Origin of the sequence: Streptomyces sp. WAC 06738, from assembly GCF_003945505.1 — a bacterium.
Classification (GTDB): Bacteria; Actinomycetota; Actinomycetes; order Streptomycetales; family Streptomycetaceae; genus Streptomyces.
This window is the reverse complement of sequence record NZ_CP029618.1, coordinates 6082247-6106197: the sequence shown is the minus strand read 5'-3', so window position 1 is coordinate 6106197 and position 23951 is coordinate 6082247. Positions and strand designations below refer to the sequence as shown.

The window sequence follows — 23951 nt, the reverse complement described above, 5'->3', positions numbered from 1 at the left end:
CACACCATCAGTCCGCTACGCCCAGCTTCTCCATGATCAGCTCCCGGGCGCGGGCGGCGTCCGCCTGGCCGCGGGTGGCCTTCATGACCGCGCCGACCAGCGCCCCCGCCGCCTGCACCTTGCCGCCGCGGATCTTCTCCGCGATGGCCGGGTTGCCCGCGATGGCCTCGTCGACCGCGGCGCCGAGCGCGCCCTCGTCCTTGACGATGGCCAGACCGCGCTTGTCGACGACCTCGTCCGGGGTGCCCTCGCCGTCCAGGACGCCGGTGATGACCTGGCGGGCCAGCTTGTCGTTGAGCTTGCCCTCCGCGACCAGCGCCGCCACCCGCGCGACCTGCTCCGGCGTGATCGCCAGCGCGGCCAGCTCGACGCCGTCCTCGTTGGCCCGCCGGGCCAGCTCGCCCATCCACCACTTGCGCGCCGCGGTGGCGTCCGCGCCCGCGTCGATGGTGGCGACGATCGGGCCGATGGCCCCGGCGTTGAGGATGGACTGCATGTCGTGCGCGGAGACGCCCCACTCCTCGCGCAGCCGGTTGCGGCGCAGCCGCGGCAGCTCCGGCAGCCCGGAGCGCAGTTGCTCCACCCACGCGCGGGCGGGCGCGACGGGCACGAGGTCGGGCTCGGGGAAGTAGCGGTAGTCCTCCGCCTCCTCCTTGGTACGGCCCGAGGTGGTGGTGCCGGTGTCCTCGTGGAAGTGGCGGGTCTCCTGGACGATCTTGCCGCCGCCGTCGAGGACTTCGGCGTGCCGGATGACCTCGGAGCGCACCGCGCGCTCGACGCTGCGCAGCGAGTTGACGTTCTTCGTCTCGCTGCGGGTGCCGAAGACGGTGGCGCCGGCCGGCATCAGCGACAGGTTCACGTCGCAGCGCATCTGGCCCTGCTCCATCCGGGCCTCGGAGACGCCGAGGGCCTTGATCAGCTCCCGCAGCTCGGCCACGTACGCCTTCGCCACCTCGGGGGCCTTGGCGCCGGCGCCGGTGATCGGCTTGGTGACGATCTCGATCAGCGGGATGCCGGCCCTGTTGTAGTCCAGCAGCGAGTGCGAGGCGCCGTGGATCCGCCCGGTGGCACCGCCCACGTGGGTGGACTTGCCGGTGTCCTCCTCCATGTGGGCGCGCTCGATCTCGACCCGGAAGACCTCGCCGTCGACCTCGACGTCGAGGTAGCCGTCGTACGCGATGGGCTCGTCGTACTGCGAGGTCTGGAAGTTCTTCGGCATGTCCGGATAGAAGTAGTTCTTCCGGGCGAAGCGGCACCACTCGGCGATCTCGCAGTTGAGCGCCAGGCCGATCTTGACCGCGGACTCCACGCCCGTCTCGTTCACCACCGGCAGCGCGCCGGGCAGGCCGAGGCAGACGGGGCAGGTCTGGGTGTTGGGCCCGGCGCCCAGCGCGGTGGCGCAGCCGCAGAACATCTTGGTCGCGGTGCCGAGCTCGACGTGGACCTCCAGGCCCAGCACCGGCTCGTACGTCGCGAGGGCGTCCTCGTACGTGACAGTCACAGCTCTCTTCCAGCCTCTCGACCCCGGCGCGGCCCGCTCAGCCGGCGAGGATGTCGTCGTCGTTCATCCGGCGCAGCTCCCGCACCAGCAGGGCGACGCCGGTGGCGATGGCGGCGGCGGACACCGCGGCGTCGAGCTGACGCAGCCGGTCCTCCTCGAAGCGCGCCTGCTTCATCTGCTTGGCGACGCTGATCACGCCGAAGAGCGTGGACGTGAGGGAGATGTACACACCGGTCTTGGACTTCTTGAAGTCCTTGGCCTTGGCGAACTTGCTCATAGGGCGGGTGCCTCCTCCAGCAGGGGGTGGCCCCACCGGTCGGTGAACGCGGCCTCCACCGCGGCACCGACCTTGTAGAGCCGGTCGTCGGCCATGGCGGGGGCGATGATCTGCAGCCCCACCGGGAGCCCGTCCTCCGGCGCGAGGCCGCAGGGCAGCGACATCGCGGCGTTGCCGGCGAGGTTGGACGGGATGGTGCACAGGTCGGCGAGGTACATCGCCATCGGGTCGTCGACCCGCTCGCCGATCGGGAACGCGGTCGTCGGGGTGGTCGGCGAGACGAGCACGTCGACCTGCTCGTAGGCGCGCTCGAAGTCACGGGTGATGAGGGTGCGGACCTTCTGCGCCGAGCCGTAGTAGGCGTCGTAGTAGCCGGAACTCAGCGCATACGTACCGAGCATGATGCGGCGCTTGACCTCGGGGCCGAAGCCCGCCGCCCGGGTGAGCGAGGTGACCTCCTCGGCGGAGTGCGTGCCGTCGTCGCCGGCGCGCAGGCCGTAGCGCAGGCCGTCGTAGCGGGCGAGGTTCGAGGAGACCTCGGCGGGCGCGATGAGGTAGTACGCGGCGAGCGCCCTGTCGAACGCCGGGCAGGACACCTCCACGACCTCGGCGCCCAGCTCGCGCAGCAGCTCGACGGCCTCGTCGAAGCGCTGCATGACCCCCGGCTGGTAGCCCTCGCCGCGGAACTCCTTCACCACGCCGACGCGCGTCCCGGCCACCGAGCCGTGGCGCGCGGCCTCGACGACGGCCGGGACGGGGGCGTCGATGGAGGTGGAGTCCATCGGGTCGTGGCCGGCCAGCACCTCGTGCAGCAGCGCCGCGTCCAGCACCGTACGGGCGCACGGGCCGCCCTGGTCGAGGCTGGAGGAGAACGCGATCATCCCGTACCGCGAGACGCCGCCGTAGGTCGGCTTGACGCCGACCGTGCCGGTGACGGAGGCGGGCTGGCGGATGGAGCCGCCGGTGTCGGTGCCGATGGCCAGCGCCGCCATGTACGCGGTGATGGCGGCCGACGAACCGCCGCCGGAGCCGCCGGGGATCCGGGTGAGGTCCCAAGGGTTGCCAGTGTGGCCGTAGGCGCTGTTCTCGGTGGAGGAGCCCATCGCGAACTCGTCCATGTTGGTCTTGCCGAGGATGACGACGCCGGCTTCCTTCAGCCGCCGGGTCACGGTCGCGTCGTACGGCGGGACCCAGCCCTGGAGCATCTTCGACCCCGCGGTGGTGGGCACCCCCTCGGTGGTGAAGATGTCCTTGAGCGCCAGCGGCACGCCGGCCAGCGGGCCGAGCTGCTCGCCGCGCTCGCGCCGGGCGTCCACATCGCGCGCCTGGGCGAGCGCCCCCTCGCGGTCGACGTGGAGGAAGGCGTGCACCTTCTCGTCCACGGCCTCGATGCGGGCGAGATGGGCCTCCGCCACCTCGACCGCGCTGACGTCGCCCGCGGCGATCTGCGCGGCGGTCTCGGCCGCCGTCTGCCTGATGATTCCCGAGCTGTCGGCCACGGTCACTCCTCCCCCAGGATCTGCGGCACCTTGAAACGCTGCTGCTCCTGCGCGGGCGCGCCGGAGAGCGCCTGCTGCGCGGTGAAGCCCGGCCGGACGGTGTCCGGGCGCATGACGTTCGTCAGGGGCAGCGGGTGGCTGGTCGGCGGTACGTCCTCGCCGGCCACATCGGCGACGCGGGCGACCGCGCCGATGATGGCGTCGAGCTGGCCGGCGAAGTGGTCCAGCTCCTCGCCGCTCAGCTCCAGGCGCGCCAGCCGGGCGAGGTGGGCGACCTCCTCGCGCGTGATGCCAGGCATGCGGGTCATCCTCACAGGGTGGTGTGACGGTTTCGGGGCAATCCTATGGGGCGCGGGGCGGTGCGCCCGACCGGGTTTCCCGGCGGGGGCGGTTCCGGCCGCCTCCACGGCCGCCCCGGCCGTACGTGACGGTTCGTCCGCCCGGGTGCCCTGCGGCGGCGGGGCGGCGGTCACTTCACCGGCTTGACCGGCTCCTCCGCCTCGCCCGGCTGCGGCACGGCCCCGGCCGCCGCCGGCTCGTCCGCCGGGCGCGCGGCGGACGCCGCGGCCGGCAGCGCCCTGGCCCCGGGGCCGGGGCCGCGGGCGCGCAGCCAGGCGGTGGTCTCCGCCGGCGGCATGGCGGCGGAGACGAGCCAGCCCTGCACCGCGTCGCAGCCGAGGTCGCGCAGGTGCTCCCAGGTCTCGTCGTCCTCGACGCCCTCGGCGACGACGCGCAGGCCGAGGGAGTGCGCGAGGTCGACGGTGCAGCGGACGATCTCCAGGTCCTCCGGGTCGACGGCCAGCCGGGCGACGAACGAGCGGTCGATCTTCAACTCGCTCACCGGCAGCCGGCGCAGATGGACCAGCGACGAGTAGCCGGTGCCGAAGTCGTCGAGCGACATCTTCACGCCGTGCCCGGTGAGCCCGGCGAGCGTGTCGGCCGCGCGCTGCGGGTCCTCCAGCAGCACGTGCTCCGTTATCTCCAGTTGCAGCGCGCCGGGCGGCACGCCGTGCCGGGCGAGGCGGGCGGCGACGGCGCCGGCGAAGCCGGGCGTGTGCACGTCGCGCGGCGAGACGTTGACGGCGACGGGCACCTGGAGGCCGGCGGCGCGCCAGTCGGCGACCTGGGCGAGCGCGGTCTCCAGCACGTACTCGGTGAGCACCGGCATCAGGCCCGAGGTCTCGGCGATGGCGATGAACTCCTCCGGGTTCACGTGCCCGCGCTCCGGGTGCGCCCAGCGGACCAGGGCCTCCAGGCCGACGACGCGGCCGTCGAAGCCGACCTTCGGCTGGTAGTGCAGCGCGACCTCGCGGGCCTGGAGCGCCCGGCGCAGGTCGCCCAGCAGGCCCAGCCGGTCGGGGGTGTTGCCGTCGCGGCGGGCCTCGTAGACCTCGACGCCGCTGCGGTCCCGCTTGGCCTGGTACATCGCCACGTCGGCGCGCTGGAGCAGGCCCTCGGTCTCGGTGGCGTGCTCGGGGTAGACGGCGACGCCGGCGCTGGCCTCCAGCACCAGGCTCATCCCGTCGAGGTCGAGCGGGGAGCCGAGGGCGGCGACGAGCGTACGGGCCACCCGCTGGGCGCTGGTGGCGGAGTCGGTGAGCGGGATGAGCACGGCGAACTCGTCGCCGCCGAGGCGGGCGGCCTCCGCGCCGCGGGGCAGCGCGAGCCGCAGCCGGCCGGCGAGCTGGAGCAGCAGCCGGTCACCGGCGCGGTGGCCGAGGGTGTCGTTGACGGCGCGGAAGCGGTCGAGGTCGATGAGGATGAGGGCGGCGCGCCGTCCTGTGCTCTCGGCCTCGGCCAGGGCGTGCCAGGTGCGCTCCAGCAGCCACTGGCGGTTGGGCAGTCCGGTCAGCGGGTCGCGCAACTGCTCCTCGGCGCGGGCGCGGGCCATCCACAGGCTGGAGTCGAGGGCGATGAGCGGCACCGCGAAGAGCGGCAGCAGCACGGGGGTGTTGACGGCCACGACGATGATGAGCGGCGCGATGCCGAGGAGCGCGGCGCCGCCCAGGCCCTGGCGGGTGAGGGCGGCGCGGGCGAGCAGGCCGGGGCCTTCGCGGTGGCCGGGGTCGGCGTACCAGGTGAGCACGCGGGTCACCAGGACGTACGCCAGGGCGGCGGCGATCAGCTCGGGCAGCGCGTACAGGTCCCAGGAGCCCGGCTCCCAGGGCTCCTCGACCGTCGGGTGCTCGCCGCAGGTCCACAGCACCACGGCGGCCGTCGAGATGCCGAGGATCTCGACGGCCCCGTGCAGCGGCGCCTGGCGGCGGTGCGGCCGGCGGACCAGGGCGACGGCGAGGATGACCAGCAGGCTGACGGCGACGGCCGGGATCCAGCCGTAGAGCAGCAGCACGGCGAGGGTGAGCGCGGCGGCCGAGCCGTTCCCTCCGGACCAGCGGTCGCGGCCGGGTGCGACCAGATGGGCGATGAGGACGGCCGTCAGGACGGCCAGGCCCCAGCCCGCGGTGCCGCGGGGAAAGAGCGCGTGGCCCTGCCGCAGCCCGTACAGCACCCCGATGGCGAACACCAGGCCGCCCGCGGCCTGCGCCAGCCACGGCAGGGCGGGCAGCACCAACCGGCGCAGCACCGGCGCCGGTTCCGTGCTCTCCGTCGGTCGCATCCCGTCCCTCTCACCGCCTGGGCGCGCGTCGGCGCGCCCATCCACACTAGGCCGCGAAAGCCTTTCTGGGGCGGCGATCGGCTGCGGTCGCCCGATTGCCCCCGACTCGCCGGGTTTCGGTCAGCGCTCGAACGGGCCGGGGGCGGCGGTTACTCGGGCGGGGGCAGGGCGGCGTCGCGGGCGGCGTCGGGTCCCTGCTCCAAAAGGACGGCGAAGCCCGCGTCGTCGAGGATCGGAAGCTTCAACTGCACGGCCTTGTCGTACTTGGACCCGGGGTTGTCGCCGGAGACCACGAAGTCGGTCTTCTTCGAGACCGAACCCGTCACCTTGGCCCCGCGGCTCTGCAGCGCCTCCTTCGCGCCGTCCCGGGTGTGCGACTGGAGCGTGCCGGTGACGACGACGGTCAGCCCCTCCAGCGGACGCGCGCCCTCCGACTCCTGCGCCTCCTCCTCCATCCGCACGCCCGCCGCGCGCCAGCGCTCGACGATCTCGCGGTGCCAGTCCTCGGCGAACCACTGGGTGAGCGAGGCCGCGATGGTGGGCCCGACGCCCTCGGCCGCGGCCAGCTCCTCCTCGCTCGCCGCCATGATCCGGTCGATGGAGCGGAACTCGCGGGCCAGCGCCTCCGCGGCGACGGGGCCGACGTGCCGGATGGACAGCCCGGCGATGATCCGGGCCAGCGGCCGGTCCTTGGCGGCCCGGATGTGACCGAGCATCAGCTCGGTGTTCTTCTTCGGGTTGCCCTCCTTGTTGGCGAAGAAGGTGACGACCTTCTCCTCGCCGGTCTCCGGGTCGCGCTTGGGCAGCCCGGTGTCCTGGTCCAGCACGTACGACTTGATGGGCAGCAGGTCCTCGACCTTCAGGTCGAAGAGGCCGCCCTCGTCCCTGAGCGGCGGCTCCGCCGGCTCCAGCGGCTGGGTGAGCGCCGTCGCGGCGACGTACCCGAAGTTCTCGATGTCCAGGCAGCGGCGTCCGGCGAGGTAGAACAGCCGCTCGCGGAGCTGCGCCGGGCAGGAGCGGGCGTTGGGGCAGCGCAGGTCGACGTCGCCCTCCTTCATGGGCTTGAGCGCCGTGCCGCACTCGGGGCACTCCGCGGGCATCACGAACTCCCGCTCGCTGCCGTCCCTGAGGTCCGTGAGCGGGCCCATGATCTCGGGGATCACGTCGCCCGCCTTCCGGAGCGCGACCGTGTCGCCGATGAGGACGCCCTTGGCCTTCACCACGTCCTGGTTGTGCAGCGTGGCGAACTCGACCTCGGATCCCGCCACCGTCACCGGCTCGACCACCGCGTACGGCGTTACCCGTCCGGTGCGCCCGACGCCTACGCGGATGTCGACCAGCTTGGTGTTCACCTCCTCCGGCGGGAACTTCCAGGCGATGGCCCAGCGCGGCGCGCGGGACGTGGAGCCCAGGCGGCCCTGGAGGGCGATCTCGTCGAGCTTGACGACGACGCCGTCGAACTCGTACGCCACGTCGTGCCGCCGCTCGTGGTAGCGGGAGATGAAGGCCCGTACGCCGTCGATCCCGTCGACCACCTTCGTGTACGGCGAGGTGGGCAGGCCCCACTCCTTGAGCAGGTCGTACGCCCCGGAGAGGCGGTCGAAGCGGGCGCCTTCGAGCGCACCGATGCCGTGCACCACCATGTGCAGCGGGCGGGAGGCGCTGACCTGGGGGTTCTTCTGGCGCAGCGAACCGGCCGCGGAGTTGCGCGGGTTGGCGAAGGGGGGCTTGCCCTCGGCCACCAGGTCCGCGTTGAGCTTCTGGAAGTCACCGAGCGAGAAGTACACCTCGCCGCGGATCTCCACGAGATCCGGGACGTTCTCCCCCCGCAGCCGGTGCGGGATATCGCCGATGGTGCGGATGTTCGGCGTGATGTCCTCGCCGGCGCGGCCGTCGCCGCGGGTGGCGCCGCGGACCAGCCGGCCGTGCTCGTACGTCAGGTTGACCGCGAGGCCGTCGACCTTCAGCTCGCACAGCAGGTGGTACGGCTGGGGGTCCAGCTCCCGGGCCATCCGGTCGGCCCAGGCGTCCAGCTCCTCGTCCGAGAACGCGTTGTCCAGCGAGAGCATCCGCTCGCGGTGCCGGACGGAGGTGAACTCCGTCTCGTACGCCCCGGCGACCTTCTGGGTCGGCGAGTCGGGCGTGACCAGCTCCGGGTGCTCCGCCTCCAGCGCCTCCAGCTCCCGGAGCAGCTTGTCGAAGTCGGCGTCGCTGATGACGGGCGTCGTCACGTAGTACCTGAAGCGGTGCTCCTCGATCTGCTCCGCCAGCAGCCGATGCCGCTCACGCGCCACGCTGTCCGTACTCACACCGGCCTCCCGTTGTCACTCCGGGTCCCGGGCGAGGGACCCTGCGGCACGGACGCAGTGGGCGAGGGCCCGGCGGGCGTACTCCGGGTCCGCGCCCGCGAGGCCGCACGCCGGAGTGATCACCACACTGCCGGCGAGCGCCTGCGGCGACAGCCCCAGCCTGCGCCACAACGTCCTGACACCCCCGACGCTACCTGCAGGGTCTGACATCTGACCCGCACCGCCGGGCGCGCCCGCGGACGCTTTCGGCGTCGCCGGCACGACGCCCGCGAAGAGCCCGAGCCCGCCCTCCACGGCCTCGCCGACGGTCTCGTCCTGGCGTTCGGTGAGCAGCGCCGCGTCGTACGACACGGCCGCGGCGCCCGCGCGGTGCAGCAGGGCGAAGGGCACGTCAGGGGCGCAGGAGTGGACGACGACCGGGGTGCCGGCCGGGCCGGTGGCGCCGGCGGCGGCGATCACGTCGCGCAGGGTGCCCTCGACGACGGCGCGGTCCACGGCGCGGTAGGTGCGGTAGCCGCTGGCGGTGGCGACCCGGCCGGTGAGCACGGCGGTCACGGACGGCTCGTCGAGCTGGAGCACCACCTCGGCGCCGGGCACTCGGCGGCGTACCTCCGCCAGATGGGCGCGCAGCCCCTCGGCGAGCGAGGCGGCCAGGTCGCGGCAGGCGCCGGGGTCCCGCAGCGCGGCCTCGCCGCCCTTCAGCTCCAGCGCGGCGGCGAGCGTCCAGGGCCCGGTGGCCTGGACCTTCAGCGGTCCCGCGTAGCCCTGGGTGAACTCCTCCAGCGCGTCCAGGTCCTCGCCCAGCCAGGAGCGCGTCCTGCGGGTGTCCATCCCCGGCCGGTCGGCGACGCGCCAGCCGCTGGGCTGCAGGTGTGCGTAGACGTCGACGAGCATCCCCACGCTGCGGCCGACCATGTCGGCCCCGGGCCCGCGGGCGGGCAGCTCGGGCAGGAAGGGGAAGTCGCCGACCTCGCCGGTCACGGTGCGCGCGGTCTCCCGCGCGTCCTCGCCCGGCATGGATCCCACGCCGGTGGCGGCACCTGCGCCCCAGGGGCGCGTCGCTGTCTCAGTCACGAGGGTGAGGGTATGCCGAAAGTGCGACAGTCCCTACGGGCCGGGGCGTACGGAGACGTCGGTGAGCTGGGCGTCGCGCGGCAGGTCGAGGGCCGTCAGCAGGGTGGTCGCCACCGACTCCGGGTCGATCCAGCGCCCCGGCTCGTACTCCCGGCCCTCCTGCCGGTGCACCTTGGCCTGCATCGGCGTGGCGGTGCGGCCCGGGTAGACCGTGGTGACCCGCACGCCGCTGCCGGCCTCCTCCGCGCGCAGCGCGTCGGCCAGCGCCTTCAGCCCGTGCTTGCTCGCGCCGTACGCGCCCCACCCCGGTCCCGCGTTCAGCCCGGCGCCGGAGTTGACGAACACGACGTGCCCTCGCGCCGCCCGCAGCCGCGGCAGCAGCAGCCGGGTCAGCTCGGCGGGCCCCGTCAGGTTCACCGCCAGCGTCTCGTCCCAGACCTTCGGGGTGGTCTCCGCGACCGGGCCCAGCTCCACCACGCCCGCGACGTGCACCAGCGAGTCGAGCCGGGCGGGCAGTTCCTGCCCGGCCAGCGCGTCGGCCAGGCCGCCCGGCGCACCGAGGTCGGCCACGACGGTGTGCGCACCGGGGAAGCGCTCGGCCAGCTCCGCGGCGCGGGCCTCGCCGCGGACGAGGAACCAGAGCCCGGCGGATCCGCGCGCGGCCAGCCGCCGGGCCAGCGCCTCGCCGATGCCGGAGCCGGCGCCCGTGATCAGATGTGTGGTGGCAGGGGTGATCTCACTCATGCGGTCATCCTGTCACCGCGCCGGACGGGCCTCCAGGTACGTCATGGCGGACTCGGGGTCGTCCGCGAAGAACATCAGCTCCGTCAGCGGCAGCGGCAGGAACCCCTCCGCCTCCATCCGCCGGAACTGCTCCCGCAGCCCGTCGTAGTACCCCGCGGTGTTGAGCAGCACCACCGGCTTGGCGTGCAGCCCGTGCTTCTTCAGCTCCAGGATCTCCGTGGCCTCGTCCAGCGTGCCGGTGCCGCCGACCATGATCACGACGGCGTCGGAGCGGCCGAGCAGCTCCGCCTTGCGCTCCGCGAGGTCCCCGGCGATCACCATCTCGTCGGCGCCCGCGCGCGCCTTGTCGGCCAGGAACGTCACCGAGACCCCGACGAGCCGGCCGCCGTACTCCTGCACCCCGTCGGCGACCACCTTCATCAGGCCCACGTCGGAACCGCCCCACACCAGCGTGTGCCCGCGCTTGCCGAGGAGTTCGGCGAAGTGGCGGGCGGGCGCCGTGTAGCGCTCGTCGAGGTCGGCGGCGGAGAGGAAGACGCAGATGTTCATGCGTCACACGGTACGCGCGGGCAAGGGCGCCGCGGACCGGCGCGTTTCGGCCGCGCTACGCGGCCTTGGCCGCACTATGCCGCCTTGGCCGCACTGTCCGGCCCTGGCCGCACTATGCCGCCGGCGCGCCCGCGCGGCGGGTGGTGGCGATGGTGGCGGAGCCGACCACGCGCGTGCCGTCGTAGAGCACCACGGCCTGCCCCGGCGCCACCCCGCGGACCGGCGCGGCGAAGCTCACCCGCAGCTCGCCGCCGGCGACCTCGGCGGTCACCGCCGTCTCGCCGCCGTGCGCGCGCAGTTGGGCGGTGTACGCGCCGGGTCCCGCCGGCGGCGTACCGCACCAGCGCGGCGAGATCGCCGTCAGCGCCTCGACGTCCAGGGACGCGGCCGGGCCGACCGTGACGGTGTTGTCGACGGGCGAGATGTCGAGCACGTAGCGCGGCCGGCCGTCGGGGGCCGGGTGGCCCAGGGCCAGGCCCTTGCGCTGGCCCACGGTGAAGCCGTACGCGCCGGAGTGGGTGCCGACGCGGGCGCCTGACTCGTCCAGGATGTCGCCCTCGGCGGTGCCGAGGCGGCGGGCGAGGAAGCCCTGGGTGTCGCCGTCGGCGATGAAGCAGATGTCGTGGCTGTCGGGCTTCTTCGCGACGAACAGCCCGCGCTCGGCGGCCTCCGCGCGGATCTCGGCCTTTGTGGTGTCGGTCTCGCCGAGCGGGAACATCGCGTGCGCGAGCTGCCGTTCGTCCAGCACGCCGAGGACGTACGACTGGTCCTTGGCGGCGTCCGCCGCGCGGTGCAGCTCGCGGCTGCCGTCCTCGCGGGTGACGACCTTCGCGTAGTGGCCGGTGCACACCGCGTCGAAGCCGAGGGCCAGCGCCTTGTCGAGCAGCGCGGCGAACTTGATCTTCTCGTTGCAGCGCAGGCAGGGGTTGGGCGTACGGCCCGCGGCGTACTCGCTGACGAAGTCCTCCACGACGTCCTCGCGGAACCGCTCGGCGAGGTCCCAGACGTAGAAGGGGATGCCGATGACGTCGGCGGCGCGGCGGGCGTCGTGCGAGTCCTCGATGGTGCAGCAGCCGCGGGCGCCGGTGCGGAAGGACTGCGGGTTGGCGGAGAGCGCGAGGTGCACCCCGGTGACGTCGTGTCCCGCCGCCGTGGCGCGGGCGGCGGCGACGGCGGAGTCCACGCCGCCGGACATGGCGGCGAGGACCTTCAGACGGGCGGGGCGGGCCGTGGGTGTCGCTCGTGGTGTCATAGCCACTCCAGGGTAACGAGCCCGCGGCGCGGAACCGTCCGGCGGCCGGAGGCGTTGGCCGATCGAGACCAACGAGCGGGAACGAGAAGGAACGACCGCATGCCGACGACGGACGGCGCAGAACCGGCGCGCGGGGCGGGGGAGCCCGGCGCGGATCCCGGGCCGCCCGCGAGCGGGCAGCCGCGCACGCGCTCCAGCCGCCGCGCCGTGCTCGCCGCCCTCGGCGTGGGCGCGGTCGGCGCCGGCCTCGGCTGGGCCGGGTACGAGCAGCTCAAGCGCATGTGGTGGCAGATCCCCGGCATCGACAAGCCGCGCAGGCCGGGCGAGCTGGACTACGCCGCGGCCGGCTGGGCCGGCGCCTCGGAGGCCAACTGGCGCCGCGCCGACCGCCCCGCGGACTACGGCATCGACCGCGTCGTCGTCCACGTCACCGAGGGCAGCTACGCGGTGGCGCTCCAGGTCTTCGGCGACCCGGGCCACGGCGCCGCCACCCACTACGTCATCCGGGCGGAGGACGGGCACGTGGCGCAGACGGTCCGGGAGCTGGACGTGGCCTTCCACGCGGGCAACCGGGAGTGGAACGAGCGCAGCGTCGGCATCGAGCACGAGGGCTTCGTGGACCGCCCGGAGACGTTCACCGACGTGATGTACCGCTCGTCGGCGGAGCTCACCGCGGACATCTGCCGGCGCTACGGCATACCCGTGGACCGGGAGCACATCGTCGGCCACAACGAGGTCCCGGGGGCCGACCACACCGACCCCGGGCCGCACTGGGACTGGCCGCGGTACATGCGCCTGGTGCGCAGGGCGCACGCCGCGGCGGAACGGAGGGCGAACGCCCGCCCGGCGCGCGACTCCTGATCCCGGCGGCGCGCGCGCAGAGCCGCGCATCCGCTACGGGCCGCACCGCCCCGCGCCGCCGCGGGCCAGGCCGGATGAAGCCGGCCGGGTCAGGTCAGCCCCGCCGCCCGCGCCCGTGCCACCGCGGGCCCGATCGCCGCCGCCAGCGCCGCCACGTCCGCCTCCGTCGACGTGTGCCCCAGCGAGAACCGCAGCGTGCCCCGCGCCAGGTCCGGGTCCGCCCCCGCGGCGAGCAGCACGTGGCTGGGCTGGGCCACCCCCGCGGTGCAGGCGGAGCCGGTGGAGCAGGCGATGCCCTGGGCGTCCAGGAGCAGCAGCAGGGAGTCGCCCTCGCAGCCGGGGAAGGAGAAGTGCGCGTTGGCGGGCAGCCGCCCGGCCGGGTCCGGGTCGCCGTTGAGCACCGCGTCGGGCACCGCGGCCCGTACCGCCGCCACCAGGGCGTCGCGGAGCGCGCCCACCTCGGCGGCGAACTCCGCGCGCCGCTCCGCGGCCAGCTCCGCCGCCACCGCGAACGCCGCGACCGCCGGCACGTCCAGCGTGCCGGAGCGCACCTCGCGCTCCTGCCCGCCGCCGTGCAGCAGCGGCTCCGGCGCGTACCCGCGGCCGAGGAGCAGCGCCCCGATGCCGTACGGGCCGCCGATCTTGTGCCCGGTGAGCGTCAGCGCGGCCAGCCCGCTCGCCCCGAAACCGACCTCCGCCTGGCCCGCGGCCTGCACCGCGTCGGAGTGCATCGGCACGCCGTACTCGCGTGCCACGGCGGCGAGTTCCGCGACCGGCAGGACCGTGCCGATCTCGTTGTTGGCCCACATCGCCGTCACCAGCGCCACGTCGCCCGCGCCCCCGGCGGGGCCGCGCTCCAGCGCGGCGCGCAGCCCGTCGGGGTGCACCCGGCCGTAGGCGTCGACGGGCAGCCAGTCGACGGTGGCGCCCTCGTGCTTCTGCAGCCAGTGCACGGCGTCCAGCACCGCGTGGTGCTCGACCGGGCTGGCGAGTACCCGGGTACGGGCTGGGTCCTCGGCCCGCCGCGACCAGTACAGGCCCTTCACCGCGAGGTTGTCCGCCTCGGTGCCGCCGGAGGTGAAGACCACCTCGCTGGGCCGGGCGCCGAAGGCGGCGGCCAGCCGCTCCCGGGACTCCTCGACGGTGCGCCGGGCCCGCCGGCCCGCGGCGTGCAGCGAGGAGGCGTTGCCGGTGGCGGTGAGGCGTTCGGTCATGGCCCGCACCGCCTCGGGGAGCATCGGGGTGGTGGCGGCGTGGTCGAGGTAGACGGCCTGGTCCATGATGGTCCCGATTCTACGGCGCCCGCCCCGCCCGCCGAACGCCGCCTTCCGGCCGTACGGACCCCGGCTCCGGCACCCGTCTCCGTACCGCACCCGCCGGGCGGCAGCCCGCCCCCCCGGCCCGCCCTCAGCCCTCCCCCGCGGCCCTGCTGCGCCGCTGCCAGGCGCGCGGGGCCCGCCAGCGGAAGCGCAGCGCCAGCAGCCGCAGCACGAACGCCACCGCCGCCGCGGCCGTCGCCGTCGCGGGCCCGGCCTGGTCGAAGCGGATCAGCAGCGCGGTGGCCACCGCGCCGACCAGCGCCGGCACCGCGTACATCTCCCGGTCCCAGCGGAGCAGCGACGGCACCTCACCGGCGAGCAGGTCGCGCACCACGCCGCCGCCGGCCGCGCTGGTCAGCCCGAGGACGGCGGCGGAGGTGAGGCCGAGCCCGTACTCGTCCGCCTTGAGCGTGCCGGTGACGCAGAAGAGCCCCAGTCCGGCCGCGTCGAAGACCATGACCGCGCTGGTGATCCGCTCCACCTCGGGGTGGAGGAAGACGACCAGCAGCGCGGCGACGAGCGGCGTGAACAGGTATCCCGGCTCGGTGAACGCGGCCGGCGGCACCGCGCCGATCACCAGGTCCCGCAGCAGCCCGCCGCCGAGCCCGGTGGCCAGCGCGAGCACCGCGATGCCGAAGACGTCGAAGTTCTTCCGGACCGCGAGGAGCGCGCCGGAGATCCCGAAGACGAAGATCCCCGCGAGGTCCAGCCAGTGCTGCAAGGACGGGGTGAACAACTCGTCGGACACCACGCCCCCGTGTTACTCCGGCACGTCCTACTTCTTGTCGTCGGGCGCCTGGTCGGGCGCGTTCTCCGGGTGCCAGCAGGCGGTGCGCCGGCCGGGCTTCAGCTCCAGCAGCGGCGGCTCCTTGGTCTTGCAGACCTGGGTGGCCTTCCAGCAGCGGGTGTGGAAGCGGCAGCCGAGCGGCGGCGCGATCGGCGAGGGCACGTCGCCGTTGAGCAGGATCCGCTCGCGCTGCTGCCGGCGCTTGGTGTCCGGCACCGGCACCGCGGACATCAGCGCCTTGGTGTACGGGTGCAGCGGTTCCTGGTACAGGCTGGTGCGGTCGGCGAGTTCGACGATCTTGCCCAGGTACATGACCGCGATCCGGTCCGAGACGTGCCGGACGACGGACAGGTCGTGGGCGATGATCACGTAGGTGAGGCCGAACTCCTGCTGGAGGTCGTCCAGGAGGTTGACCACCTGCGCCTGGATCGACACGTCCAGCGCCGAGACCGGCTCGTCCGCCACGATCAGCTTGGGCTGCAGGGCGAGCGCGCGGGCGATGCCGATGCGCTGCCGCTGGCCGCCGGAGAACTCGTGCGGATAGCGGTTGTAGTGCTCGGGGTTGAGCCCGACCCGCTCCAGGATCCCCTGGACCTCCTTCTTCACCCCGCCCTCCGGCCGCACCTTCTGCAGCTTGAAGGGGGCGCCGACGATGGTGCCGACGGTGTGCCGCGGGTTCAGCGAGGAGTACGGGTCCTGGAAGATCATCTGCACGTCGCGGCGGAGCGGGCGCATCTGGCCCGTGCTCAGGTGCGTGATGTCCCGGCCCTGGAACTCGACGGTGCCGCCGGTGGGCTCCAGCAGCCGGGTGATCAGCCGGCCCATGGTGGACTTGCCGCAGCCGGACTCGCCGACGACGCCCAGGGTCTCGCCGGGCAGCACGTCGAAGTCGATGCCGTCCACGGCCTGCACCGCACCGACCTGGCGCTGCATGAGGCCCTTGCGGATGGGGAAGTGCTTGGTCAGCCCGGAGACCTTCAGCAGCGGCTCGGTGCCGGCGGCGGGCTTCTTGCGCAGCCGCGCGCCCGGAATGGTCGCGGTCGCCTTCGCCCCGCCGGCGTCGGCCGGGCCGGCCGCCGCGGCGCCGGTCTCCTTCCCGTCCCCCGCTGTGGGGGCACCCCCGCCAGTGGAGGCGGAGCCGGCGGAGGAGCTCGCCTTGTCGGCCTTCGTCTCGGGCACAGCGTCGTCCTTCACAGCTTCGGCGCAATCTCTTCGGTGTAGATGCGCTCCCGGTCTTCCTGCCGCAGGTGGCAGGCGGCGAAGTGCCTTCCCCCACCGGCTACGCCCTCTCCCCCACCGGCTACGCCCTCACTGGCGGGGGTACCCCCACTGGCGGGGGTGCCCCCACCGCCGACCTCGCGCAGCTCGGGCCGTACGGTGCGGCTGGCGTTGTCCGCGGGCACGTCCGCGTACGGGCAGCGGGGGTGGAACGCGCACCCGCTGGGCACGTTGATGAGGCTCGGCGGGCTGCCCTTGACCGGGATGAGCCGGTCCGTGGCCTCGCGGTCGATGCGCGGCATGGAGCCGAGCAGGCCCCAGGTGTACGGGTGCTGCGGCCGGTCGAAGATCTGCTCGGCCGAGCCCCGCTCCACGCACCGGCCGCCGTACATCACCACGATGTCGTCGGCCAGTTCCGCGACCACGCCGAGGTCGTGGGTGATGATGATGACCGCGGAGCCGAACTCCTTCTGCAGATCCCGGATCAGGTCGAGGATCTGCGCCTGCACGGTGACGTCGAGCGCGGTCGTCGGCTCGTCGGCGATGAGCAGTTCGGGGTTGTTCACCAGCGCCATCGCGATCATCGCGCGCTGGCGCATGCCGCCGGAGAACTGGTGCGGGTAGTCGTCGACGCGCTTGTCGGGCTGCGGGATGCCGACCCGGTCGAGCATCTCGATGGCCCGCTTGCGCGCGGTCTTCTTGTCGACGTCGTGGTGGACCCGGTACGCCTCCACGATCTGGTACCCGATCTTGTAGTACGGGTGCAGCGCGGAGAGCGGGTCCTGGAAGATCATCGACATCTCGCGGCCGCGCAGCCGGCGCACCGCGTCGGGCTCCGCGGAGAGGAGCTCCTGCCCGTTGAGCCAGATCTCGCCGGAGATCTGCGCCCGCCGGCGCTTGCCGTACTGCCCTGCGGTGTGCAGGCCCATGACGGCCAGCGAGGTGACGGACTTGCCGGAGCCCGACTCGCCCACGATGCCGAGGGTCTTGCCCTTCTCCAGTTGGAAGGAGAGCCCGTCGACGGACTTCACCACGCCGTCGTCGGTCGGGAAGTGGACCTTGAGGTCCCGGATGTCCAGGAACGCCGACGCTTCGGCGGCGGCCGGTACCGGCTCGCCGACGGCGCCCGTCTTCGTCAGACCGGTCACGAGACCCTCACCCTCGGGTCGATGGCGGCGTACACGAAGTCGACCACCAGATTGCAGATCACGATGAAGAAGGCGGCGAACAACGTCACACCGAGGATCGGTGGCAGGTCGTTCTCGCTGATGGACTGCACCGCCCAGGAACCGACCCCGTTGAAGGAGAACACCGTCTCGGTGATCACCGCCCCGCCGAGCAGCAGCGCGAAGTCCATGCCGAAGATCGTCACGATGGGCGTCAGCGCGGAGCGCAGTCCGTGCCGGGCGATCACCACCGGCTCCTTCAGGCCCTTCGCGCGGGCGGTGCGGATGTAGTCCTCACCCATGGTCTCCAGCATCCCGGCGCGCGTGAGTCTCGCATAGAGCGCGGAATAGAGGAACGCCAGGGAGAACCAGGGCAGCACCAGCCCCTGGAACCACCGCACCGGGTTCTCGGTGAGCGGTGTGTACTCGTTCGGGAAGATCTGCCAGTGGAAGGTGAACAGCGCCAGCGCGATGGTGCCGGTGAAGAACATCGGCAGGGAGACGCCGGCCAGGGCGATGCCCATCGCCGCGCGGTCGAAGATCGACCCCGGGCGCAGCGCCGAGATCACGCCCGTCGTCACCCCGGAGATCAGCCACAGCACGGCGGCGCCGATGGCCAGCGAGGCGGTGACCGGCAGCCGGTCCAGCATCTCCGGCCAGACCTCTTGGTGGTCGCGGAAGGAGTAGCCGAGGCAGGGTGTGCTGCACTGCGACGGGTCGGGGCCGAAGTTGAACTCCCGGCCGGCGAAGATGCCGCGGATGAAGTCCCAGTACTGGACGTAGACGGGATCGTCGAGGCCGAGGTTCTTCTTGACCGCGTCGATGGTCTTGGGGTCCGGGCTCTTGCCGATGTACTGCGCGGCGAGCTGGTCGGGGGTGCTGCCTGCCAGCCGCGGCAGGACGAAGAAGATGGCGTAGGTGATGGCGCTGACGACGAACAGCAGCAGCACCGCGGCCAGCAGCCGCCGGATGAGATACGCGAACACGAGGGCGTGCCTTCCACGGTCCGGGCGGCGCGGGCGGTGCCGGTGAGGGCACCGCCCGCGCAGCCGGTGGGGATGCTACTTCAGGCCGAGGTTCAGGTAGTCGTACTGACCGCTGAACGCCTGCGAGACCACCAGGTTGGTGAGCTTGTCCGAACGCTGGTGCAGGACCTTGAAGTAGGAGAGGGGCACGATCGCCGCCGTCTCCAGCATCTTCTTGTCCACCTCGGCGTACGCCTTGGCGCGGGCCGCCTTGTCCGGGTTCGCGATCGAGTCGTCCAGGAGCTTGTTGATCTCCGGGTCGTCCAGGTACGAGATGTTCGTGTTACCGGACTCGCCGAGCGCGCCGCCGTTGGCGATCTGCTGCAGGAAGCCGTAGCCGCTGGGCCAGTCGGAACCCCACTGCATCATGTACAGACCGGCGTTGTTGTCCTCGGTCCACTTGCGGGAGCCCGCGAAGTCGGTGAAGTACTTGCCGCCGGGGAACTTCTGGATCTCGGCGTTGATGCCGACCTTCTTCAGGGCCGCCTGGATCGCGGTGGCGTTGTCGATCTCGTCCTGCCGCTCGGTGCGCGCGGTGAGCACGGTGTCGAACCCGTCGGGCTTACCGCACTCCTTCAGCGCGGCCTTGGCCTTCTCGACGTCGCCCTTGCTGCCCTCGGTGGCGTACGGGTCGTCGTACGCCTCGTGGCTCGGCACGTCCGGGGGCAGCGCGGTGGTGGCGATCTCGCCCTTGGGCTCGCCGCCGAGCGCGCGCATCGAGGAGTCCTTGTCGACGGCGTACTCCACGGCCTTGCGGCAGTTGACGTCGTCGAAGGGCGCGAGCTGGGTGTTCATGGCCAGGTAGGTGAGCCGGCCGCCGGTCGGGTTGTCGATGTTGCTGGCCTTGTCCCGCAGGAGCTGGGACTGGGTCTGAGCGGTGACGCCGAGGGCGTCGAACATGACGTGGGTCTTACCGGCCTCGATGTTCTTGTCGATGGTCTCGGGGTTGACCTTGAACCGGACCTCGATCTTGTCCGGGAGCTGCTTGCGGATCTTGTCCGTCTTGGGGTCCCACTGGTCGTTGCGGACCAGGGTGGCGGACTTGTCCAGGTTGAAGCTCTCGAACTTGTACGAGCCGGAGGAGACGATGTTCTTCTGGTAGTCCGCGCCGTTGTCCTTGTCCCGCGGCACCGGCGCCGTCTGGGTCATGGCCACCAGGTAGTCGAACTCCTGGAACGCCTGGTCGAGCTTGAAGACGATCGTGTGGTCGTCCGGGGTCTCGATGGACGAGATGCCCTCTTCGCTCTTGTCCTTGTACGGACCCTTGTAGTCGTCCGGGTTCTTCAGGTACTGGGCGAAGTAGTTCGGGCCGAGGGAGAGCACGTCGCGGGCGTAGTTGCTCCGCTCGACGGCGTACTTGACGTCGCCGGCCGTGATCTCGGTGCCGTCCTCGTACTTGACGCCCTTCTTGATCTTGTACGTCCAGGTCTTGCCGCCGTCGGACGCCTCACCGGGACCCTCGGCGAGGTCCGGCACCGGCTCCGCGGCCTGCGCGCCCGGACCGGGGGCGTAGGTCATGAGGGAGCGCGCGTACAGGCGGCTGAAGTTCCACACGTAGCCGTAGTACGTGTTGCCCGGGTCCATCGAGTCCGGCACGTCGGCGGACTCGTAGACGAGGGTGCCGCCCTTCTTGTCGGAGGCGTTGAGGACCTTATCGATCGCCGCGTTCGCGGCGGCGCCGCCGCCCTCGCCGTCCGAGTCGTCGTCGTTGCTGCCACCGCCGCAGGCGGAGACGGTCAGCGCGACCGAGACGGCAACCGCGAGCATGGCGGCTGATTTCGACCTGAGTTTCATGGTGAGGCGTTGCCCCCTGGTTCGGAGTGATGGGACGAGAGCGGGAACGGCGGGTGCCGCGCCCAGGCTGCTTCTTGGGGTCATCGGTGTCATCGGCGGCCCTTGGGATCGAGTGCGTCCCTGAGCCCGTCGCCCAAGAGGTTGAAGGCCAGCACGGACAGGAAGATCGCCACGCCCGGTACGACCATGAACATCGGATCGACCTGGTAGTAGTCGATCGCGCTGCTCAGCATGCCGCCCCAGGAGGCCTGCGGCGGCTGGATGCCCACGCCGAGGAAGCTGAGCGCCGCCTCGAAGAGGATGTTGGTCGGGATCAGCAGGGTGGAGTAGACCAGGATCGGCCCCACCAGGTTCGGCAGCAGCTCCCGGAAGAGGATGAAGGGGCCGCGCGCGCCCAGGCTCTTGGCCGCCTCCACGAACTCGCGTTCACGGAGGCTGAGCGTCTGTCCGCGGACGATGCGGCCGATGTACGGCCAACTGAAGAAGCCGATGACGAAGATCAGCACGCCGATGTGCAGCTCCAGGCCCTTCAGCCCGAACGCGCCGCCCTGCAGCGCGGCCGAGATCGAGATGGCGAAGAGCAGCACCGGGAAGGCCAGGAACGTGTCCATGGTCCGGCTGATGATCGTGTCCGCCCACTTGCCGTAGTAGCCGGCGATCACGCCGAGGACGGTGCCGATCACGACGGCGACCATGGTGGCGCCGAAGGCGACGAGCAGCGAGACCCAGGAGCCTTCGAGGATCCGGGTGGCGATGTCGCGGCCGAGCCGCGGCTCCACGCCCAGCGGGTGGTCCCAGCTCATGCCGCCGAACGAGCCGTACGGCGTGGCCAGGGAGGGGTCGACCAGGTCCTGGTTGAGCCTGTTGGGGTCGAGCCCGAAGGCCGCCTGGATCGGCCGGGAGAGCGCGGCGATCAGGATGAGGAGCACCACGAGGACGCCGCCGGCCATGGCGACGCGGTCGCGCTTCAGCCGCATCCAGGCGATACGCCCGAGCGAACGGCCCTCGATCCGGCTCTTGTCCACGCCCTCGACGAGAGCTTCCGGCGTCGCCTCGGTGGCGCCGGTGGTCTCGATAGGTGCCGTCATGTTGTGGGGACCCCTCTCGAGCGGCGGCGTCCCGCCGTCGTCTGCCGCGGTAGCGGCTCAATCGCTTCGCTGGTGCAAGTCATGCCGTGGTGCCGTGATCCGTGGTGCCGTCGTGCCTGGTGCCCGTACCGGGTGATCGTGAAGCCCTGCCGTCGCACAGGGGAACGACAGCTTCCTGCGGGGGGAGTCTTCAATGCGCCTGCGATCACTCGCCAGACCCCAAGGGGAATGGATGCGCAAACGTGATGCGAAGCAGTGGATAACCGTTATCCGGACATCCGACCGCCGCTGAGCGGATCTTCGCCGGGCCGATATCGGGATAGTGCGGATATAACGGAGTCGGACGGGAGGGCGGGGCGGGGCCGAAGGCTCAGAACTGCGGGGCGGGTCCCGGCTGCCAGCCGGACTGCGCGGCGCCGCCCGCGGAGTGCGGCGGCGGGTAGCCGTAGCCGGCGGGCGGGGCGGCCGGGCCGCCGCCGTAGGCGCCGCGGTCGAAGAACGGCCGGGAGTTCGCCCGCATCCACATCGCCACCGGGTCGTGGTCGTCGGCCAGCGCCACCGTGGAGACCGCGAGGCCCGGGGGCACGGCGGCCACGGACTCCTGCATCATCGACTGCGCCGCGGCGACGGACTGCGCGCCCGTGTCGTACAGGTCGATGCCGATGGCGAGGTACGGCTCGCCGAGCACCGGCTGCACCCAGGCGCGGCAGAGCGTGCGCACGGCGGGGGTGCGGTGGGCGGTCTGGCCCAGCAGGGCGTAGAACTGCGCGACGTCCACGACCGGTTCCGCGATCCGCAGCGGGCCCGCGGGCAGCCGGTCCAGGCCCGTGGCCACCCGGCGCAGGTCGAGCCAGGGGACGCCGACGCCGCCGCCCGCGGCGTGCGGGTCGAGCCAGAGGCCCCAGCGGTCGGGGTAGAGCGCGGCGGCGATCTCCGCCCCGGCGACGGGCTCGTGGGCACCGGCCCAGCCGCTGGCGGCCAGCTCGCGGTCGGAGCTGAAGCAGGGCGCGTAGGCGTGGCCCTCGATCTGCATGCTGCCGTACTGCGCGTCGGGCGAGTCGGGGCGGCCCTGCCAGAGCAGCATCCACACCTGCCCGGCGGCCAGCGCGGCGAGCAGCGCCTCGTACGCGTCGTACCTGCCGGGAGCCACCTGGCGGACCAACTGGTCCACCCCCGCTCCCGGCGCCCGCCCGCTCGCGCCCCCGTTCACCCTGGGCCCCAACCCTTCGTCTCGGCTCCCGCCGCTCCCGGGCACGCGTGTACGCCCGGAAAGGTCATCAAACCAGCTTAGAGCCTGACCGCGTCAGCCGACCCGGATGTAGAACGGCTCGACCTTGGCCCGCATCCAGGTGATCACCGGGTCCACCGCGGCGTCGAGGAAGACCAGTTGGACCTTCCACGGCACCGGCTGCGCGCCCAGCGCCCGGCCCAGCGCCTCCACCGTCGCCTGCCTGCTCTCGTCGTACGTGTCCAGCAGCTCCACCCCGATGTAGAGCTGCTCCGCACCGCCCTCGACGCTCGCGAGCCCCCGGCGCGCGCTGCGTACCACCCCGATCCGCTCGAACTCCTCCCGCGCGACCGCCAGGAAGTCCACCGGGTCGTCCTGCCAGTCCGGCGTGAACAGCCGCACCCGGCCGCCGCGCGCCTCCCCCGGCAGCCGCGCCGCCCCGCGGTCCCGGCACAGCTCGGCGACCGCCGCCGGCGGCAGCGGCACGCCGACCGTGCCGCCGGGGTTGACCGCGATGCCGACCTGCGGCGGCAGCCCGCGGGCGAACTCGCGGGCGGGCGCGACGGTGAACGACATGTGGGAGCCGCTCACCCGGAGGAACTCCTCCTGCGAGGAGAACACCGGCACGTACGGCGCGCCGCCTATCTCGGTCGTCGGCACGGGGAGCGAGGGGCTGTCGGGCCCGCCGCCCGCGGGCAGCGGCACCCAGAGGCTGCTGCGGCCCAGCACCTCCAGCAGCCGCGGGGCGGCCTGCGGGTTGCCGAGCGAGGCGGCGAGCACCTCCTCCAGCTCGTTGCCGGGGAAGCCGCCCGTGGCGGGGGGCTGCGGGGAGCGGTAGTCGAAGCTCATCGGGACCAGCCAACTCTCGGGGGATGAACGTCGGCACCCTAACGGCTGCGAGCGCTCGCGGGCGAAGCCCGCACCTGCCCACGGTGGAGTCCCCTCACCCTCACGACCTCGCGACAGGGAGCCCGTTTTCCATGCGTACGAACCGAATGGCCGGCCTCGCCGCCACCGTCGTCCCCGCCGTCGCCGGCGGCGCCCTCGTGCTCGGCATGGCCGGGCCCGTCGCCGCCGCCGGGGACGGAGCCGGGGGCGGGCACCCCGGCGGCAGGACCGCGGCCTCCGTCCCGGCCGCCACCGACGTCGACCCCTCGACGCTGCACCTGCTGGGGGAGCTCGGGCAGCTCACCGCCGCCACGGTGAGGACCGTCGAGCAGGTCCAGCAGGCGGTCGCCGACGGCGGCCGGCAGAACCCGCGCACGCTGCCCGACGTGCGCGCGCACCTGGACGCGGTGGGCGCGGCGGCGGGGGCCAAGGGCACGGTGAAGTCGATGAAGGCGCGGGAGACGACCGCCCTGGCACAGGCCGTCGGCTCGCTGCGGGAGGAGCTGGCCCGCCTGGTACGGGCCGGCCGGGCGGGCGACCGGGCGGCGGTGGCCGAGCGGTCCCCGGTGACCGTGACGGCGCTGGTACGGGTCCTCTCGGCGACGGCGGCCAGCGGGCTGGTGCCGGCGGGGCAGGTGCCGCAGACGCCGCCGAACGCGGCGGTGCCGCCGAAGCTGCCGGCGCGCTCCGGCGCGTAGCGGTCCGGTGCGCAGCGGTCTGGGCGCGGGACCGGTCCGGCGGGCAGCCGCCCGCCC

General features: G+C 73.0%; 21 protein-coding genes. 2 read left to right on the top strand and 19 right to left on the bottom strand.

Annotation, left to right across the window (positions count from 1 at the left end):
• Positions 1–7: 7 nt before the first annotated feature.
• The 10 genes from gatB to mnmA form a co-directional block, all read right to left on the bottom strand.
• The gene (gene gatB / locus DMB38_RS26950) at positions 8–1501 is read right to left on the bottom strand and encodes an Asp-tRNA(Asn)/Glu-tRNA(Gln) amidotransferase subunit GatB (protein WP_125937327.1); all 1494 of its coding nucleotides are present in this window, start codon (positions 1499–1501) and stop codon (positions 8–10) included.
• 37 nt (positions 1502–1538) lie between these two features.
• Complete coding sequence (locus DMB38_RS26945; protein WP_047018264.1) at positions 1539–1778, bottom strand: hypothetical protein; 240 nt, start codon at positions 1776–1778, stop codon at positions 1539–1541.
• Positions 1775–3277, bottom strand: a complete 1503-nt coding sequence (gene gatA / locus DMB38_RS26940) for an Asp-tRNA(Asn)/Glu-tRNA(Gln) amidotransferase subunit GatA (protein ID WP_125937326.1) — start codon at positions 3275–3277, stop codon at positions 1775–1777. Before gatA ends, DMB38_RS26945 begins: the two co-directional genes overlap by 4 nt.
• A gap of 2 nt (positions 3278–3279) precedes the next feature.
• Positions 3280–3576 (bottom strand): Asp-tRNA(Asn)/Glu-tRNA(Gln) amidotransferase subunit GatC, encoded by a 297-nt coding sequence (gene gatC / locus DMB38_RS26935; protein WP_125937325.1) that lies wholly within the window; start codon positions 3574–3576, stop codon positions 3280–3282.
• A gap of 170 nt (positions 3577–3746) precedes the next feature.
• Complete coding sequence (locus DMB38_RS26930) at positions 3747–5894, bottom strand: bifunctional diguanylate cyclase/phosphodiesterase (protein WP_125937324.1); 2148 nt, start codon at positions 5892–5894, stop codon at positions 3747–3749.
• A 149-nt stretch (positions 5895–6043) separates the two neighbouring features.
• Complete coding sequence (gene ligA, locus DMB38_RS26925; RefSeq protein ID WP_125937323.1) at positions 6044–8203, bottom strand: NAD-dependent DNA ligase LigA; 2160 nt, start codon at positions 8201–8203, stop codon at positions 6044–6046.
• A gap of 15 nt (positions 8204–8218) precedes the next feature.
• Entirely contained in the window at positions 8219–9277 is a 1059-nt protein-coding gene (locus DMB38_RS26920; RefSeq protein WP_125937322.1) for a methionine synthase, read from the bottom strand.
• Positions 9278–9310: 33 nt separating this feature from the next.
• Complete coding sequence (locus DMB38_RS26915; RefSeq protein ID WP_047018258.1) at positions 9311–10021, bottom strand: SDR family oxidoreductase; 711 nt, start codon at positions 10019–10021, stop codon at positions 9311–9313.
• 12 nt (positions 10022–10033) lie between these two features.
• A complete protein-coding gene (locus tag DMB38_RS26910) occupies positions 10034–10570 on the bottom strand; it encodes a TIGR00730 family Rossman fold protein (protein ID WP_125937321.1) in 537 nt (178 codons plus the stop codon).
• Positions 10571–10682: 112 nt separating this feature from the next.
• Positions 10683–11822, bottom strand: coding sequence for a tRNA 2-thiouridine(34) synthase MnmA (gene mnmA, locus DMB38_RS26905; protein ID WP_206337751.1), 1140 nt, complete (start codon positions 11820–11822; stop codon positions 10683–10685).
• A 99-nt stretch (positions 11823–11921) separates the two neighbouring features.
• On the opposite strand from mnmA, the gene DMB38_RS26900 reads away from it, so the two are divergent.
• Entirely contained in the window at positions 11922–12683 is a 762-nt protein-coding gene (locus DMB38_RS26900) for an N-acetylmuramoyl-L-alanine amidase (protein WP_125937320.1), read from the top strand.
• An 89-nt stretch (positions 12684–12772) separates the two neighbouring features.
• On the opposite strand, the gene DMB38_RS26895 is transcribed toward DMB38_RS26900, so the two are convergent.
• The 9 genes from DMB38_RS26895 to DMB38_RS26855 all read right to left on the bottom strand — a co-directional run bounded on the left by DMB38_RS26895 (position 12773) and on the right by DMB38_RS26855 (position 23157).
• A complete protein-coding gene (locus DMB38_RS26895; protein ID WP_125937319.1) occupies positions 12773–13963 on the bottom strand; it encodes a cysteine desulfurase family protein in 1191 nt (396 codons plus the stop codon).
• 127 nt (positions 13964–14090) lie between these two features.
• On the bottom strand, positions 14091–14750 hold the full coding sequence (locus tag DMB38_RS26890; RefSeq protein ID WP_206337750.1) for a trimeric intracellular cation channel family protein: 660 nt from the start codon (positions 14748–14750) through the stop codon (positions 14091–14093).
• Positions 14751–14777: 27 nt separating this feature from the next.
• Positions 14778–15983, bottom strand: a complete 1206-nt coding sequence (locus DMB38_RS26885; RefSeq protein WP_125937317.1) for a dipeptide ABC transporter ATP-binding protein — start codon at positions 15981–15983, stop codon at positions 14778–14780.
• The gene (locus tag DMB38_RS26880) at positions 15980–17155 is read right to left on the bottom strand and encodes an ABC transporter ATP-binding protein (RefSeq protein ID WP_125937316.1); all 1176 of its coding nucleotides are present in this window, start codon (positions 17153–17155) and stop codon (positions 15980–15982) included. The genes DMB38_RS26885 and DMB38_RS26880 overlap by 4 nt, the downstream gene beginning before the upstream one ends.
• Positions 17152–18159: an ABC transporter permease gene (locus DMB38_RS26875; protein ID WP_125937315.1), complete on the bottom strand. Its 1008-nt coding sequence runs from the start codon at positions 18157–18159 to the stop codon at positions 17152–17154. Before DMB38_RS26875 ends, DMB38_RS26880 begins: the two co-directional genes overlap by 4 nt.
• 75 nt (positions 18160–18234) lie before the next feature.
• A complete protein-coding gene (locus DMB38_RS26870) occupies positions 18235–19965 on the bottom strand; it encodes an ABC transporter substrate-binding protein (RefSeq protein WP_125937314.1) in 1731 nt (576 codons plus the stop codon).
• Positions 19966–20081: 116 nt separating this feature from the next.
• On the bottom strand, positions 20082–21080 hold the full coding sequence (locus tag DMB38_RS26865) for an ABC transporter permease (RefSeq protein WP_125937313.1): 999 nt from the start codon (positions 21078–21080) through the stop codon (positions 20082–20084).
• Between the two features lie 370 nt (positions 21081–21450).
• Positions 21451–22251, bottom strand: a complete 801-nt coding sequence (locus DMB38_RS26860) for an enhanced serine sensitivity protein SseB C-terminal domain-containing protein (protein ID WP_125937312.1) — start codon at positions 22249–22251, stop codon at positions 21451–21453.
• Between the two features lie 132 nt (positions 22252–22383).
• Positions 22384–23157 (bottom strand): enhanced serine sensitivity protein SseB, encoded by a 774-nt coding sequence (locus tag DMB38_RS26855; protein WP_125937311.1) that lies wholly within the window; start codon positions 23155–23157, stop codon positions 22384–22386.
• Positions 23158–23288: 131 nt separating this feature from the next.
• Here DMB38_RS26855 and DMB38_RS26850 point away from each other — a divergent pair, with 131 nt between their 5' ends.
• Positions 23289–23894, top strand: a complete 606-nt coding sequence (locus DMB38_RS26850) for a hypothetical protein (protein ID WP_240662492.1) — start codon at positions 23289–23291, stop codon at positions 23892–23894.
• Positions 23895–23951 lie beyond the last annotated feature (57 nt).

Bases quoted from the DNA above. Each gene is read 5' to 3' on its own strand.
- DMB38_RS26945 (WP_047018264.1), bottom strand. From the start codon at position 1,778: ATGAGCAAGTTCGCCAAGGCCAAGGACTTCAAGAAGTCCAAGACCGGT.
- gatC (WP_125937325.1), bottom strand. From the start codon at position 3,576: ATGCCTGGCATCACGCGCGAGGAGGTCGCCCACCTCGCCCGGCTGGCG.
- DMB38_RS26930 (WP_125937324.1), bottom strand. From the start codon at position 5,894: ATGCGACCGACGGAGAGCACGGAACCGGCGCCGGTGCTGCGCCGGTTG.
- DMB38_RS26915 (WP_047018258.1), bottom strand. From the start codon at position 10,021: ATGAGTGAGATCACCCCTGCCACCACACATCTGATCACGGGCGCCGGC.
- DMB38_RS26910 (WP_125937321.1), bottom strand. From the start codon at position 10,570: ATGAACATCTGCGTCTTCCTCTCCGCCGCCGACCTCGACGAGCGCTAC.
- mnmA (WP_206337751.1), bottom strand. From the start codon at position 11,822: ATGACACCACGAGCGACACCCACGGCCCGCCCCGCCCGTCTGAAGGTC.
- DMB38_RS26900 (WP_125937320.1), top strand. From the start codon at position 11,922: ATGCCGACGACGGACGGCGCAGAACCGGCGCGCGGGGCGGGGGAGCCC.
- DMB38_RS26895 (WP_125937319.1), bottom strand. From the start codon at position 13,963: ATGGACCAGGCCGTCTACCTCGACCACGCCGCCACCACCCCGATGCTC.
- DMB38_RS26870 (WP_125937314.1), bottom strand. From the start codon at position 19,965: ATGCTCGCGGTTGCCGTCTCGGTCGCGCTGACCGTCTCCGCCTGCGGC.
- DMB38_RS26865 (WP_125937313.1), bottom strand. From the start codon at position 21,080: ATGACGGCACCTATCGAGACCACCGGCGCCACCGAGGCGACGCCGGAA.
- DMB38_RS26855 (WP_125937311.1), bottom strand. From the start codon at position 23,157: ATGAGCTTCGACTACCGCTCCCCGCAGCCCCCCGCCACGGGCGGCTTC.
- DMB38_RS26850 (WP_240662492.1), top strand. From the start codon at position 23,289: ATGCGTACGAACCGAATGGCCGGCCTCGCCGCCACCGTCGTCCCCGCC.